We start from the raw sequence: 13,748 nt of genomic DNA, 5'->3' as shown, positions 1-13,748 counted from the left end.
GGGGGGGCCCCCCCCGCGGGTGGCCCGGGCCGGGCGGCGGCCCCCCCGGCGGCACGGGGTTCGGCCGACCTCTCAGGGCACAGGGTCACCGGTCCGCCCGCGGCCCGCTCCGGAAGCCGCCGACGCATCCGCGCAGCGGCCTGCCAGAGCACGAAGGAAGGCCCGTACGTCAAACCCGGCAATAGGGCTCGCTCAGGTGGCTGTCGATCCCCGCCCCCAGGTCCTGAACTGCGGCCCTCACCGCAGGGTCACATGCGATCCGCGACAGCGCACCGGGAAGATCGGCCGCAGATCCGTAGGCGTGTTTCAACTCGTGCCAGCGCACGCGGCTCTGGCCCTTGAGAATCGTCCCCGTCCAAGAACTCCCGTCCGATCGTCAGACCGATGGCCCGGTCGGACTCGTTCCGTCTCATTGACCGCCTTGGCTGCGAAGAATCGTTGTCAAGAGTTGTGGACGGTGAGAGCCGCTGAGGCAGCAGCCGCAGTTGACGGGGGCGTGTTCGGTCAGTCATCAATCCCGAGGAAGAGGACGGTGGCCCAGTCGCTGGTGACCAGCAGCAGGTTGCGCGACCATATGGCGCCCATCCCCATGCGCGGGCCGTCGACGTCGCCTGCGCACCGGACGGGCCCCAGATGGGCTTCGATGAGGTCGGCGATGCCGTCGGCGAGTTCGCCTGCCTGCCGGATCTCGGCGGGCGTGCGCAGGTTGGCGTCTGGCCACCTGTTGGCGGGCTGCATGATGCCGTCGGTCACCTGTCGGCGAAGAATGTCCCGCCAGGCTTGTGGTGACTCGAACGGGTCGACAGACGTTGCTACCCGATATCCGCTGGGACCCGCGTCGTACACGGCTTGAGCAAGGCGCTTCATCGAGTCGTGACCGGGTGTCATCCCAGCCACCGGGACGACATGGAAGAGGTCGATGAACGAGACATGATTGCAGTCGTCGAGCAGCTCCTCGAGCGGTTCGGCTGCGGCTGACACCGCGGCTGGAGCGTCGAGTGGGTTCAGCATGGGCGTCCGGGTCCTCTGTGCGGTTCTGCCTCTTCGGCCTCAGTGTGTCAGCTGAGCACGTTCGTGCTGCGAGGCTTTTGGGGCGTTCGACGAGCTGACCGCATTCGAAGCGGGCGGCCCCGGCACGGACCGGCGGGGCGAGGTGGGCGCCGGTGATCCCACGCCATCGGGTCTGGGAGGTTTCGACGAGCTTGAACACCATGGAAAGCGCCGCTGCCGGGCCGCCGGCGCGGTGGGTGACCTCGGTGCGGCGTTTGACGGTGGAGAACGTGGACTCGATCGGGTGGAGGGTCGGAGGCCGGGAGTGCTGCCGCGCGGCAGCGCTCCCGGCCTCCGGCGCCCCTCGCCCATCGGCGCCGGTCTCGGCGTCAGTCGCGGTACTCGCAGAGGTAGGCGGTGTCGACTGCGGCCTTGACCTGGAACCTGCTGTCGGCCGGAACGTTGAACCGGTCACCGGCCTTGAAGGTCTCCCACTGCTCGGAGCCGGGCAGCTTCACGGTGAGGGCGCCGGAGACCACGTGCATGATCTCCCGCTTCGCGGTGCCGAACTCGTACTCACCCGGTGCCATGACGCCGACGGTCGCCGGTCCTTCCTCCGCGGTGAAGGCGATCGACTTGACCGTGCCGTCGAAGTATTCGTTGACCTTGAACATGGGCGTCCTCTCGGAAAAAAGGGCAGGCAAGGGCAGCCCGCGCGTCGCGGGCCGGATCTTGGTGAGGGAAGGCTAAGGGTAGCGGCCGCCCTTCCCCGCGCCGAACGCGGCTGCCGCCTTCCGCCGACCACGAAGCCCGAGGACACCATGGTCGGCTGCGGACTCCGGGTCCGCTCCCGCGGGATCGCCGTTTCGGCTGTCCCGTCGTGGTCAATGCGTTCCAGAAGGAGGCGGTCCACCGCCGCCACAAAGGCGCCGGCCCAGCACGCCGGTCGTCTCACACCGTCTTGATGCCGCCGCCCTCGACGACGTAGTCAGCACCGGTGACGCTTGCCGCGCGGTCCGAGACGAGGAACGCGACGACGGCCGCGACCTCGTCGGCCTCAACCATGCGGCCAGTGGTCATGCCCATCGCCGCGGGCACCCCCGCCACGAAGTCGCGGTGCCCGACACCGTTCGCCTCCGCGAGGCGGGCACCGAAGCCGTCGGCGTCCTCCCACATACCGGTACGCGTCGGACCGGGAGAGACGGTGTTCACACGCACGCCCCGGGGGCCGAACTCCTCGGACAGTGCCTTGCCGAACGCGTTGAGACCCGCCTTCGCGACGCCGTACTCGATCGGGCCCGTGCCCGGCAGGCGTGCACTCATCGACGAGATGTTCACCACCGAACCGCGGCGCTCCAAGATGCTCGGCAGCAGCCGACGGGTGACCCGGACCGTGCCGAACAGATTGACCTCGAAGCTCTGCGCCCACAGGGCGTCGTCGGTCGCGAGGAACCCGTTCAGGGTAAACGTGTCACCGCCACCCAGATTGTTGACCAGGATGTCCACGCCGCCGAGTCCCACGAGCGCCTGCGCCCCCAGCTCCTCGGCACCTTCCGGCGTGCTCAGGTCGACCGCGACCGGGTGGGCGCCGGTCTCCTTCAGCTCGGTCGTGATCGTGCGGGCCGCACCCACCACGCGGACCCCCTCAGCGACGAGCTGCCGTGTGATCGCGAGGCCCACGCCTCGGCTGGCTCCGGTGACGACCGCGGTCTTCCCGGCGAGATCGAGCTCCATGTCAGGCTCCCTGAACATATTTGAATGACAGGTACAAAATTAGGCCGCAGAAGAGCACGGCACCGACCTGCGACGTCGGCCTACAGCGACGCCATTGCCGCGTCCACGACCCGCCTCAACTGAGTGGCGTCCTCGGCGGTCTTCGCCAGCACCCGCATGCCGATCACTGTCGCGAGCAACCAGGCGGCCGTTGCTGCCGCGTCGCGGCCACCGGCGATCTCGCCGGCCCGCTGACCTTCCTCAATGGTCACCCGGAACGCACTCTCCGTACGCGCGAACATCTTGCGCACCGTGTCCGTCGTCCCGGCATCCGAGGTAGCCAACTCGGCGGCGGTGTTGACCGCCATGCAGCCGCGCCGATCCGGGTCACCCAGATCGAGCTCGACCAGCGCCTCCAGCGCACCCCGCAGCCGATCCTTCGCTGAACCCGGGTGATCGAGAAGCTCCTCCAGCCATGCGGCCTGCGAGTCGCGGTAGCGCAGGAGCGCCCGCTCGAACAAGGCGTGCTTACTGCCGAAGGCGTTGTACAGACTGCCCTTGCCGATCCCGATCTCGTCCACGAGGTCCTGCGGCGTCGTCGCCGCGTACCCCTTGCGCCAGAACACGCTCATCGCGCGCTCCACCGCCACGTCCGGATCGAACTGCTTCGGCCTGCCCATGGCGCCACCGTAACACCATTTTGGACCTTGAGGTCAAAAGAAAGTTGCTTCCCCACGCCCACCACCGACACATCCTGCGTGTAAACCCGGCGATAGTTTCCGGTCAGGGCGCTAAACTGCGTACGACCTGGAATCCGTGTGATCGAGGAGTGGCAGACGTGGCGGGTGACGACGACATCTCCGGGTGAGATCCGGATCTGACGGCCACCGGCCGGTGCTTCAGGAGCGCCGCAGCCGAGGTGGTCTTCTTCGTCGCGCCCCTTTCCCGTATCTGCCGGGGCAGAGTTCCCAGTCCTGCCCTCAGTCTCTTTCGAGGTCACTTCCATGTCCGACGCCGCCGTCATCTGCTCGAACGTCTCCTTCGCCTGGCCGGACGACACCCCGGTCTTCCACGACCTGTCCTTCACCCTGCCCGCCGGGCGGACCGGCCTGGTCGCCCCCAACGGCTCCGGAAAGAGCACCCTGCTCAAGCTGATCGCCGGAGAACTCCAGCCCGCGACCGGTGTGTTGACCGTCAGCGGCAAGCTCGGCCACCTCCGCCAGAGCCTCCCCCTGACCGCCGACCTCACGGTCGCCGAGGTACTCGGCATCGCCGACATCGTCCAGGCCATCGACGCGGTGGAGTCCGGCGACGTCGACGAGCAGCACTTCGCCGTCATCGGCGACGACTGGGACATCGAGGAGCGCACCCGCGCCCAGCTCGACCGACTCGACCTGGCTCACCTCGCCCTGGACCGCAGCCTGAGCACGCTCAGCGGCGGCCAGATCGTCTCCCTCGGCCTCGCCGCCCAACTCCTCAGGCGCCCGGACGTGTTGCTGCTCGACGAACCGACCAACAACCTCGACACGGAGGCCCGGCACAAGCTCTACGACGTGCTGGCGGACTTCAACGGCTGCCTGCTGCTGGTAAGCCACGACCGCGCGCTGCTCGATCGCATGAACCACATCGCCGAGCTCAGCAGCGGCGAACTGCGTTTCTACGGCGGAAACTTCACCGCGTACGAGGAGGCGGTGCGGGCCGAACACGAGGTCGCCGAGAAGAACGTCCGCAACGCCGAGCAGGAACTGAAGCGGGAGAAGCGGGAGTTGCAGCAGGCCCGCGAACGCGCCGACCGCCGTGCGAGCAACGCCGCCCGCAACCTCAACAACGCCGGCCTGCCCCGTATCTTCGCCGGCACCATGAAGCGCGGCGCACAGGAGTCCGCGGGCCGGGCGGGGCAGATGCACGCCTCCCGGGTCAACGAGGCCAAGGCCCGGCTCGACGAGGCCGGGCGTGCCCTGCGCGAGGAGCAACGTCTCTCCCTGGACCTGCCTGACACCCAGGTACCCGCCGGGCGCAACCTCTTCCTCGGCGAGGGGTTGCAGGTACGCCACGCCGGCCGGCCCGTGTTCGCCGACGGCGGTGTCCACCTGAACGTCCGCGGCCCCGAGCGCATCGCGCTGACCGGCCCCAACGGCGCGGGGAAGTCCACCCTGCTGCGGCTGGTCATCGGTGACCTCGCCCCGGACGGCGGCCGGATCACGCGCAACGACGGCCGGATCGCCTACCTCTCGCAGCGCCTTGACCTGCTGGACCTGGACCGCACGGTGGCGGAGAACTTCGCCGCGTTCGCCCCCGAGCGGCCCGAGGCGGACCGGATGAACCTGCTCGCCCGCTTCCTGTTCCGCGGCGCCCGGGCCCACCTGCCGGTCGGCGTACTCTCGGGCGGCGAGCGACTGCGCGCCACCCTGGCCTGCGTGCTGTGCGCCGAGCCGGCCCCGCACCTGCTGCTCCTCGACGAGCCGACCAACAACCTCGACCTGGTCAGCGCGGGCCAGCTCAAGAGCGCGCTCAACTCGTACCGGGGCGCCTTCCTGGTGGTCAGCCACGACGAACGGTTCCTCGCCGAGATCGGGGTCAACCGCTGGCTGCGGCTCGCCGACGGCGCACTCCGGGAAACGGGAGCCCCTTCGGTGTGAGCCGCCGACGTATCGGGCCGGTCGGGGCCGGCCAGGGCGCTTGCGCCGGTGCGGTACGACGACCCGGTGGCGGATGACAGCGGGCGGCCGAGGATCCTCCTCGGCCGCCCGCCGCCCTCCGGGGATGCCGACGGTGCAACTGGTCGAAGGGCTGACCGGTCAGGTGTGACTCAGCACGCGTCTCGCCACGTCACTCCGGTGAGCCTTGTGGCGCCCGGAAGCAGGCGGGTACACGCCGTGGTCGAGACCGTCTCAGGTGGTGCTGTCACGAGCCGCGCGGAAGGAGTTCTCCTGCGTGGGCGTGGAGACGGGCAGGTACAGCCGGCCCCCGCCTGCGCGGGGAGGACAGGAGAGGACCTCAACCCGGAACCCCTCACAGACGTCGGGGTCCGACACCGTCCTCGGCGAGTGCGTCTCCGGGGTTCAGCAGGGCGCAGGCCTTCATCGAGAGGCAGCCGCAGCCGATGCACCCCGTGAGTTCGGCCTCCAGCCGTTCGATGGTCTGCCGGCGCTCCTCCAAGCGGCGCTTCCAGCCGCGCGAGGCGCGCTGCCACTCGTGATGGCTCGGCGGCCGGTCGAGGGGCACGTCTGCGAACGCCTCCTGAAGGTCCTGCAGCGGGATGCCGATCCGTTTCGCCACGGAGATCAGTGCGACGCGGCGCAGCATGTGCCGGGGGTAGCGGCGCTGGTTGCGCTCGTCGCGCTCGGAGGCGATCAGGCCGAGTTCCTCGTAGAACCGCAGGGCGGACACTGCCGCCCCGGTCCGCGCGCTGACCTCGCCGATGCCCAACCAGTCGTCGGGGGTGGCCCTGGCGTCGCCGGGCTGGTGGGTCGCCATGCATCGCCTCCTCTTGACCTCAAGCTTACTTGAGGCCCTACGGTCGGCCGTGCCAGAGCGGCGAGCAGCACCGACCCGGAGAGGACGGCAGCCCCGATGACCTATGTGATCGCCCTGCCCTGCGTGGACGTCAAGGACAGGGCATGCCTGGACGAGTGCCCCGTCGACTGCATCTACGAGGGGGAGCGGATGCTCTACGTCCAACCCGACGAGTGCATCGACTGTGGTGCCTGCGAGCCGGTCTGCCCGGTCGAGGCGATCTACTTCGAGGACGACACCCCGGATCCGTGGCAGCCGTTCAACACAGCGAACGCCGAGTTCTTCACCGACCTCGGCTCCCCCGGTGGCAGCGCGAAGCTCGGCCTGATCAAGAAGGACCATCCGATGGTGGCGGCGCTGCCGGTCCAGGACACCGCCTGACCGACCGGGAGTGGGCGCCGTGTGCGGCCCGGCGCCCTTCCGTCCGAGCTGGGGAAGCCCGGGAAGGCGGCTCGAGAAGTCGCGCAGACCGGCCTGTTGCGCACACAAGCGGCGGGGGTTCACCCAGATCGCTGAAGCAGTCACCGGGGCTCGGGGGGTGGCGGAGAGGAGAGCTTCGCGAGGTACTCGCGCTGCCGCGGACAGGGCGCGACCCGGCGGCAGTCACGTCACCGTGGCCGATCGCTCGGCCGGGCCGGACACATGCGGCCGCGCGACGGGCAGGCCGTTCGCGAAGTCCGGGATCGGACGATCCTGGTAGTCACTTGCGGTGGTCCGGCCGGATCCCGCCGCAGGCCGTCGCAGATGCGCGGGCGACGGGATTGCCGCCGACCGACGGGAAGCGGGCGGCGGGGCACGAGCGGCGGGCTCCGCAGGCGGCCCGAGGGCAAACAAGTCGATTCGGGACAGTAAGGACTGACGCATCATCAGAGCCTAGTCCTACAAAGGCGTTCAAGCGTCTCAGGATGTATCTGACGATGTCTCACTGAGCAGGTCCACGGCCTGAGACGCTCCGCGAAGTCTCAAAGATCCGGACGCCCCTCGACCCGTGGATCACGCCGGGTCAGAGTTGGCGCCGTCGGGCGGGAAACGGCCGGACGAACGCCACCGGAACCCGTCCGTACGGACGACCAGTACGGACGACCAGTACGGACGAACCCGCGTGGCGAACCGAAAGGCACTGCACGCGCCCGTTCCGCGCCCCGTACGGCGCGGCCCTCGGGCCGTACGGTCGGGCCGCCGTGGCCGAGAGCCTCAGCGGCCCGGCCGCCGCCGGCCCCTCGGCGCCGGCCCCGAACCGCCCCAGGACGTGACGCCGCCGACCGGTGGACCCGTCACGTCCTCGCCCACCCGTCCCGGGCTTCCCGGGCGAACGAGAACGAGAACGAGAACGAGAGGCAAGTCCCCATGTCCGCAACGAACCTCCGCCCACCCACCCGGGCTCCCGGCGCCCGGCTCACCTCGACGGCGCTGGCCCTGGCAATGATCCTCTTCGGCCTCCTGCTCGGCCCCACCGCGGGGCAGGCCCACGCGGTGGACGTCCGGCTGCTCCAGCGCGACCTCGCTGGGCTCAGCTACGCCCCGCTCAGCGGCGTCGACGGCGTCTACGGCTCCCAGACCACCGACTCGGTCCGGCACTTCCAGCGCGACAACGGCCTGTCCGTGGACGGCGTCGCCGGGACGAACACGATGACCGCGCTGCTCGCCAAGGTGAAGCAGGTCCAGGCCAAGGCCGGCGTCTCGGCCGACGGCGACTACGGCCCCGCCACCATCAACGCAGTGCGCAGCTACCAGAGCGCCCGCCACCTGGAGGCCGACGGCATCGCCGGCCCGCAGACCATGGGCGCGATGAACATCGACCGCATCACCTCCAGCGGCACCGGCAGCAGCAACGACACCCGGCTGCTCCAGCGCAACCTGACCGGTCTCGGCTACCTGGGCGAGGGCGGTGTGGACGGGGTCTACGGCCCCGCCACCAAGAACGCGGTGCTCTCGTTCCAGAGCGACAACGACCTCTCGGTCGACGGCATCGCCGGGCCGCTGACCAACGCGGCTCTGACCGCGAAGGTGAAGCAGGTGCAGGGCAAGGCGAACACGCCCGCCGACGGCGACTACGGCCCCGCCACCATCAACGCGGTGCGCAGCTACCAGAGCGCCCACGGCCTGGAGGTCGACGGCATCGCCGGCCCGCAGACCATGGCGTCGATGGGGATCCCCCGCGAGCTCGGCGGCGGCACCCCGGGCGGCGAGAGCGGCGGAACCCCCACCGTTCCCCCGCTGGACGGCAGTGTCCGCGACAGGATCGTCCAGGCGGCCCGCTCCCAGCTCGGCGTCCACGAGTGGGGCAACAACTGCAACCCGTACGGCCCCTGCGTGGCCTGGTGCGCCCTGTTCACCAGCTGGGCGTGGCGCCAGGCCGGCGTCAACTTCAGCACCGCGTTCAGCGGGGACTTCTACTACTACGGCCGCAACCACGGCACCCTGCACAGCGGTCTGAGCAACCCGCAGCCCGGTGACGCCATCGTCTTCGGCACCGGTCCGCAGAACACCAGCACGAGCGTCCACGTCGGCATCATCGAGAAGGCCAACGCCGACGGCACCGTCGACACCATCGAGGGCAACTCCAGCGACCAGGTGATCCGCCGCCACTTCTCCCCGGCGACCCGCGGCGCCTACGCCATCATCTCCCCCGCGGGAGGCTGACCGGCGCGCTTCGCCGCCCTGCCTCCGGACGCGACCCGCGCCCGGAGGCAGGGCGCCGCTCGCGCTGCGGAGACCGGCCGCGGGCACCGCTGTGCCGACGGGCCGGCGGCGGATCACCCCGTGGGCGCGGCTCCCGGTGGGGGCGCCGGACCGGACCGGTGTCGCTCTCGAATTGGCCTGATGATGCATCAACAACTCTGCACCCGTGCCGAGTTCGTCCCGTAGCGTTTGCCTTCCACTGCGGGGACCCGCGGTGTCCGAAGGGGAGGGTTGAATGAACTCGCTTGCCTCGAAGGCTCGTTGGCTGGGTTCCCTGGCGGCCGTGGGAGCGCTGCTGCTCACCGGGTCCGGCTCCGCCGGCGCAGTCACGGGCCCGTTCGACGGGCCGGTCCCTGGCGTCCCGCGGACCGTCGAACTGGACTCGTCGCCCGCCTCGGTGGCGGTCGGCCCGGACGGGCGCAAGGCCTACGTCGCGGTGAAGGACAGCATCGACGGCGCCAAGGTGAAGGTCGTCGACACCCAGAGCGGGGCGATCACCGCAGTGGTGACGCTGTCCACCGGACTCGGGGCCGGTCCCGGCCCGGTCGCGGTCAGCCCCGACGGTTCGCGCGTCTACGTCCTGTTCTCGACCGCCCGCAGGGCGCCGCTGTCCACCCTGGCCGCCATCGACACGGCCACCGACGCCGTGGTCTCCAGCACGGCGGTACCGGACCAGCCCCGGCCCGAGGGAACCCTCCCCGGGGCCCTCACCTCACTGGCGGTCAGCCCCGACGGCGCCAGGGTCTACGTCGGCCAGAACGGGCCGGCCCGCTTCCACCGCCCGGCCGAACCGAGCGCCCGGCTCCTGTCCTTCTCCCCGCAGCAGCAGGACTTCACCACCGCCGTGCCGGTGCCCGGCCGCTACCTGGGCTCGATCGTCACCCTGCCGGGCGGCGGCGCCGCGTACGCCGCCACCGACGAGAACCTGGTCCACCTGGACACGAGCACCGCGACCCCGACCGTGGCCGGGGCCGTCGCCGCCCCGATCGGCGCCGTACCGAGCCTGGCCCTCTCCCCCGACGGCACGCGGCTCCACGGCGTGGGGAGCAGCGGCACCGGCTACGCCGTCGACCTCGCCACCGGCACCCTCACCACCCTCGACATCGCCCCGGGCCAGTGGTTGCAGAACCCGTCGGTGGGCGCGGGCGGCACCCGGCTGTACCTCGTCCAGCAGGACCTCACCGGCACCGACGGCGCGGCCTCGGTCCTCGCCCTGGACACCGCGACCAACACCCTCGTCCCGGGCGAGGGCATCACCGGCCTCAACTGGGTGACGGGCCTGGCCCTCGGCCCCGACGGCCACACCTTCTACCTCACCGCCGGCTCCGGCCTGCAGATCATCAGCCTCTGACCGGACCCCGGCCCGTGGCCGGGCGTCGGCGGCGACGGCCTCAGGCCGCGCCCTGAGCGTCCGCGAGGCGGGCCTCGATCTCGTCGAGGATCGGCCGGTAGGCCGCCTCGGCCGCCCGCATCAGGGTCCCGCACTCGGCGAACAGCCGTCGGGAGCGGGCCCCGCGCCCGGGCACCAGATCGTAGCGGCGCAGGCGCACCGTGCGCCGGTCCACCATGAAGCCGGCCTTGCTGCGCACGCCGTGGGCGTGGCGCACGGTGTCCTCGGCGTGGCGCAGCAGGTCCTGGTAGGCGTCGTGGGCCACCTTCCAGCGGGTGGCGTCCTGCTCCGTGCCGGGCACCTCGACGCCGCGCGCCGTCGGGTCGACGACGTCGTACAGGGTGAACCCGAGCCCCTCGGGCACCCGGGCCCAGGACATGGCGTTCCACGGCCACGCGATCAGGGTGTAGGTGCGCTGCTGAACTCGGATCACGCGGTCCCCCCGGGTCTGTGCGCGCCGGGGCCGGCGCCCGCCGCCAGCGTAGAGGCACGGCCCGTGCCCGGCGAGCAGCGGGTACGCGGTCCGGCAGGGGTTCGGTGCCCGTCCCGTGGCCGCGGCCCCGTGCGGGTGCGCCGGAACGGTCGCGGGAGGCGGTGGACGTTCGCCGGTCGGGGAACGGGAACGGCAACGGAAAACGGGGATCGGGAGAGGGCGGGCACCGGGTGGGGGTGCCCGCCTCTGCCGAGATCGCAAGGCATCGCGGGGCCCGCCGGCTGAACTGTCGTGCGGTGACGGAGCCCGGCACGGGGATGCGGCGGGATCGCCGGGCGGGCCGACGGCGCCGGTTCAGGAGAGACGGCGGTGCCGTCGGCCGGTCGAGGCGTCAGTCGACGGCATGCCCGGCCCCACGTCCCGCCTGGTGGCAGCGGAGCGGAATCAGACCCTTTCGTCCGGGTCGACGTTTGCGAGCACCTCGCAGTCGCAGCCGGCACCGTTGGCCAGGAGGCCCGCTTCCAGCGGGGACCACGGCACCGACCAGGCATCGGCCCAGGCCCGGGAGTGCCTCAGGGTGTGATCACAGTCGGTGTCCGCGAGGCGCTCCTCGACGTGGTCGAGGAGATCGTCGAGTTGTTCGCGGTCGAGGCCGAGCAGGTCCCACTCCGCGCGCTTGTGCTCCGCCTTGTGGGCGTCGCGCAGCATCCGCCGGCGATCCCGTTCCGAGGACATCCGCACACCCTGCTTCTCGTCGACGAGCCGATGCCCCACCTTACGGGCGTCGGCACGCCCGGGCGTCACGGCACGTCCGCGTCAGGACCGGCGTCGGGACCGGCGTCGGGACCGGCGTCGGGGCGAGCGGGAACGTCACGGGAACGCGGTGGTCAACCCTTCTCCGTGTCAGGTGCCACCGGGCGGGGTATGGGGCGGGCCGGGGGTGCGCCGTGCCGTGGTGGGTCCTGCTTGTCGTCGCCTACGGGTCGACCGCGCTCTGCGCCGTCCGCTACCGCCGGGCGCTCCGCGTCTTCCTGGACGCTCCGGTGCGTCCGCGCCCGCCCGACGACGAGTTCACGCTCTACGAGGTCGCCTTCCTCTCCCTCTACGAGAAGCGGGTCGCCCAGGTGGCGATCGCGGCGATGATCCTGGGCGGCCGGATGAAGGTCCGGGACAAGGTCCTCACCGTCACCGACCCCGTTCCGCGTGATGCGGTCGAAGCCGACGTGATCAAGGTGATCGGTCTCTCGCCGAGCCGCCGGACCTGGCGGCGGATGGGCCGGTTCGGGCGCAGCCGCGCCATCCTCGCGATCGGGAACAGGCTGGGCGACCAGGGGCTGGTGCGCCACCCCGGGCGGTCCCGGGCGGCGGAGCGCGGCCACAACCGCCTGGTGTGGATCCAGGTGCCGTGCATCGCCATGGGCCTGACCGCCGTCGGACTGGCCGGCGCCGAGGGCGGTCGGACGTTCCTGATCCCGCTCGCCGCCACGGCCGTCCTCCTCGCGGCCGGCTGGAAGGCCGCCAGCCCGAAGGTGAGGGGTCACTACTGGTTCTGCAGCACGACGGAGGAGGGGCGGGCCGCGCTGGAGGCCCACTACGCCCGCCACCAGCCGTGGATCCCCCGTACCAACGACCGCCTGTCCCCGCAGGACGCCGAGCTGCTTGCCGCCGGCGTGCGCTGGGGCAGCTTCGGCGGCAGGCTCGGACCCCTGTCCGGGGCCCTCAACTGGCCCGACCGTCCGCACAGTACCGCCACGCCCGTCAACGACCCCCCGGGGCTCGGCGGCCTCTGACACCGCATCGGCCCCGTCCGGCGCGACCGACGCTTCGCGGTCCCGACGCGGCCGGACCGGGCCGTGCGCGAGGTCAGGTGCCGGCCCGGGCGGCCCGGCGGTCCGCGGAGAGGGGGCCGTACCAGTCCAGACACAGGACGGTGGCGTCGTCCCTGACACGGCCGTCGCAGGCGTCGGCGACCGCGGCGACCAGGGTGCGCACGACCTCGCGCGGGTGCTCGGCGGCGGTCTTGCGGATGAGGCCGGGAAGGTCGACCTGGTGCGCTTGGCGTTCCTGCATGCCGTCGGTGTAGAGGACGAGGCGGTCCCCGGGACGCAGGTCGATGTCCTGCACCCGGTACGGGCCCTGTCCGAGGACGCCGAAGGGCAGGTTCACGGCCAGGCGCAGTTCGTCGACCGTGCCGTCGCGCAGCCGCAGCGGCCAGGGGTGGCCGGCGTTGACGAGCCGGGCGCCGCTCCCGTCCAGGGCGATGCGCAGCAGCTGACCGGTGGCGTAGGTCTGCCGGCCGTGGTCGAGGAGGGCCCGGTGGATCCGCTGGGCCTGTTCGGCGAGGTCGGTGCCGGCGCGGCGGGCGCCGCGGGAGGCGTTGACCAGGAGGGTGGCCATGAGCGAGGCGTCGACGTCGTGGCCCATGGCGTCGGTGATGGACAGGTGCAGGGTGTCGTGGTCGAGGGTGTAGTCGTAGGTGTCGCCGGCGATGTCGGCGGCCGGGACCAGGGCGCCGGCGAGGGCGAACTCGGTGGCTTCGCAGGAGGGGGCGGAGGGCAGGAGCTGGCGCTGGATCTCGGCGGCCAGGCTGACCGGAGTGGTGCGGTTGCCCCAGTGGTAGAGGTCGGTGAAGCGGCGGTCCGCGATGATGATGTACGCCAGCGCGTGCGCGGCCTCCTCGACCTGCTCCAGCACGTCCGGGGTGACCCGGTCGAGGAACAGTTCCAGGACACCGATGGTGTCGCCGCGGTTGGTGACGGGGGCGAGCACCCGCTCCCCCTGCCCGTCCTGCGGTGCCCGCACCGGCTTCTGGGTGCGCAGGACCTCGTCGTAGACGGTGCTGCCCGCGAGGGGGACCTGTTCGGCGGGGCGTTCTCCGTGCGTGGCCGCCGTGTCGTTGACCCGCAGCAGGCGCCGGCCGACGACGTCGCGACCGGGTTCATGGCATGCCTCTCTCCGGTGGAGGCTCTCGCCTCGGGTCGGTGGATGTCTCGACGCTAGCCGGATCCGGCCCCCGATCGGTCG

13 protein-coding genes are annotated in these 13,748 nt (G+C 71.5%); 5 read left to right on the top strand and 8 right to left on the bottom strand.

Annotated elements, in window-relative coordinates:
• Nucleotides 1–504: 504 nt before the first annotated feature.
• The 4 genes from ABZY91_RS38810 to ABZY91_RS38795 all read right to left on the bottom strand — a co-directional run bounded on the left by ABZY91_RS38810 (nucleotide 505) and on the right by ABZY91_RS38795 (nucleotide 3,383).
• The gene (locus ABZY91_RS38810; protein WP_355408557.1) at nucleotides 505–1,011 is read right to left on the bottom strand and encodes a hypothetical protein; all 507 of its coding nucleotides are present in this window, start codon (nucleotides 1,009–1,011) and stop codon (nucleotides 505–507) included.
• Nucleotides 1,012–1,379: 368 nt separating this feature from the next.
• Nucleotides 1,380–1,664 carry a pyrimidine/purine nucleoside phosphorylase gene (locus ABZY91_RS38805; protein ID WP_355408555.1) on the bottom strand — a complete coding sequence of 95 codons (285 nt, stop codon included), beginning with the start codon at nucleotides 1,662–1,664 and terminating at the stop codon, nucleotides 1,380–1,382.
• 277 nt (nucleotides 1,665–1,941) lie between these two features.
• Nucleotides 1,942–2,724: an oxidoreductase gene (locus ABZY91_RS38800; RefSeq protein WP_355408553.1), complete on the bottom strand. Its 783-nt coding sequence runs from the start codon at nucleotides 2,722–2,724 to the stop codon at nucleotides 1,942–1,944.
• A gap of 80 nt (nucleotides 2,725–2,804) precedes the next feature.
• On the bottom strand, nucleotides 2,805–3,383 hold the full coding sequence (locus ABZY91_RS38795; protein ID WP_355408551.1) for a TetR/AcrR family transcriptional regulator: 579 nt from the start codon (nucleotides 3,381–3,383) through the stop codon (nucleotides 2,805–2,807).
• A 324-nt stretch (nucleotides 3,384–3,707) separates the two neighbouring features.
• Between ABZY91_RS38795 and abc-f the strand changes: the two genes are divergently transcribed.
• Nucleotides 3,708–5,342, top strand: coding sequence for a ribosomal protection-like ABC-F family protein (gene abc-f / locus ABZY91_RS38790; RefSeq protein ID WP_355408549.1), 1,635 nt, complete (start codon nucleotides 3,708–3,710; stop codon nucleotides 5,340–5,342).
• A gap of 373 nt (nucleotides 5,343–5,715) precedes the next feature.
• On the opposite strand, the gene soxR is transcribed toward abc-f, so the two are convergent.
• On the bottom strand, nucleotides 5,716–6,180 hold the full coding sequence (soxR, locus tag ABZY91_RS38785; protein WP_329875964.1) for a redox-sensitive transcriptional activator SoxR: 465 nt from the start codon (nucleotides 6,178–6,180) through the stop codon (nucleotides 5,716–5,718).
• Between the two features lie 96 nt (nucleotides 6,181–6,276).
• Between soxR and fdxA the strand changes: the two genes are divergently transcribed.
• From fdxA to ABZY91_RS38770, 3 genes are all read left to right on the top strand, one after another.
• A complete protein-coding gene (gene fdxA, locus ABZY91_RS38780; protein WP_355408547.1) occupies nucleotides 6,277–6,600 on the top strand; it encodes a ferredoxin in 324 nt (107 codons plus the stop codon).
• Nucleotides 6,601–7,566: 966 nt separating this feature from the next.
• Nucleotides 7,567–8,862: a peptidoglycan-binding protein gene (locus ABZY91_RS38775; RefSeq protein ID WP_355408545.1), complete on the top strand. Its 1,296-nt coding sequence runs from the start codon at nucleotides 7,567–7,569 to the stop codon at nucleotides 8,860–8,862.
• Between the two features lie 274 nt (nucleotides 8,863–9,136).
• Nucleotides 9,137–10,252, top strand: coding sequence for a YncE family protein (locus ABZY91_RS38770; protein ID WP_355408543.1), 1,116 nt, complete (start codon nucleotides 9,137–9,139; stop codon nucleotides 10,250–10,252).
• A gap of 40 nt (nucleotides 10,253–10,292) precedes the next feature.
• Here ABZY91_RS38770 and ABZY91_RS38765 read toward each other — a convergent pair whose 3' ends face one another.
• Both ABZY91_RS38765 and ABZY91_RS38760 read right to left on the bottom strand, forming a co-directional pair.
• Nucleotides 10,293–10,724, bottom strand: a complete 432-nt coding sequence (locus ABZY91_RS38765; RefSeq protein WP_355408541.1) for a hypothetical protein — start codon at nucleotides 10,722–10,724, stop codon at nucleotides 10,293–10,295.
• Between the two features lie 444 nt (nucleotides 10,725–11,168).
• Nucleotides 11,169–11,459 carry a DUF2695 domain-containing protein gene (locus ABZY91_RS38760; protein ID WP_355408539.1) on the bottom strand — a complete coding sequence of 97 codons (291 nt, stop codon included), beginning with the start codon at nucleotides 11,457–11,459 and terminating at the stop codon, nucleotides 11,169–11,171.
• Between the two features lie 212 nt (nucleotides 11,460–11,671).
• Between ABZY91_RS38760 and ABZY91_RS38755 the strand changes: the two genes are divergently transcribed.
• Nucleotides 11,672–12,514: a TIGR04222 domain-containing membrane protein gene (locus tag ABZY91_RS38755; RefSeq protein ID WP_355408537.1), complete on the top strand. Its 843-nt coding sequence runs from the start codon at nucleotides 11,672–11,674 to the stop codon at nucleotides 12,512–12,514.
• A gap of 73 nt (nucleotides 12,515–12,587) precedes the next feature.
• Here the strand turns inward: ABZY91_RS38755 and ABZY91_RS38750 are convergent, their stop codons facing one another.
• Nucleotides 12,588–13,742: a PP2C family protein-serine/threonine phosphatase gene (locus tag ABZY91_RS38750; RefSeq protein ID WP_355408559.1), complete on the bottom strand. Its 1,155-nt coding sequence runs from the start codon at nucleotides 13,740–13,742 to the stop codon at nucleotides 12,588–12,590.
• Between the last annotated feature and the right edge of the window lie 6 nt (nucleotides 13,743–13,748).

It is taken from the genome of Kitasatospora sp. NPDC002965, assembly GCF_040611255.1.
Lineage (GTDB): Bacteria > Actinomycetota > Actinomycetes > Streptomycetales > Streptomycetaceae > Kitasatospora.
This window is presented reverse-complemented; position numbering and strand designations above follow the sequence as displayed.

Coding starts and splice junctions, on each gene's coding strand:
- ABZY91_RS38810 (WP_355408557.1), bottom strand. CDS start 1,011: ATGCTGAACCCACTCGACGCTCCAGCCGCGGTGTCAGCCGCAGCCGAA.
- ABZY91_RS38805 (WP_355408555.1), bottom strand. CDS start 1,664: ATGTTCAAGGTCAACGAATACTTCGACGGCACGGTCAAGTCGATCGCC.
- ABZY91_RS38800 (WP_355408553.1), bottom strand. CDS start 2,724: ATGGAGCTCGATCTCGCCGGGAAGACCGCGGTCGTCACCGGAGCCAGC.
- ABZY91_RS38795 (WP_355408551.1), bottom strand. CDS start 3,383: ATGGGCAGGCCGAAGCAGTTCGATCCGGACGTGGCGGTGGAGCGCGCG.
- abc-f (WP_355408549.1), top strand. CDS start 3,708: ATGTCCGACGCCGCCGTCATCTGCTCGAACGTCTCCTTCGCCTGGCCG.
- soxR (WP_329875964.1), bottom strand. CDS start 6,180: ATGGCGACCCACCAGCCCGGCGACGCCAGGGCCACCCCCGACGACTGG.
- fdxA (WP_355408547.1), top strand. CDS start 6,277: ATGACCTATGTGATCGCCCTGCCCTGCGTGGACGTCAAGGACAGGGCA.
- ABZY91_RS38775 (WP_355408545.1), top strand. CDS start 7,567: ATGTCCGCAACGAACCTCCGCCCACCCACCCGGGCTCCCGGCGCCCGG.
- ABZY91_RS38770 (WP_355408543.1), top strand. CDS start 9,137: ATGAACTCGCTTGCCTCGAAGGCTCGTTGGCTGGGTTCCCTGGCGGCC.
- ABZY91_RS38760 (WP_355408539.1), bottom strand. CDS start 11,459: ATGTCCTCGGAACGGGATCGCCGGCGGATGCTGCGCGACGCCCACAAG.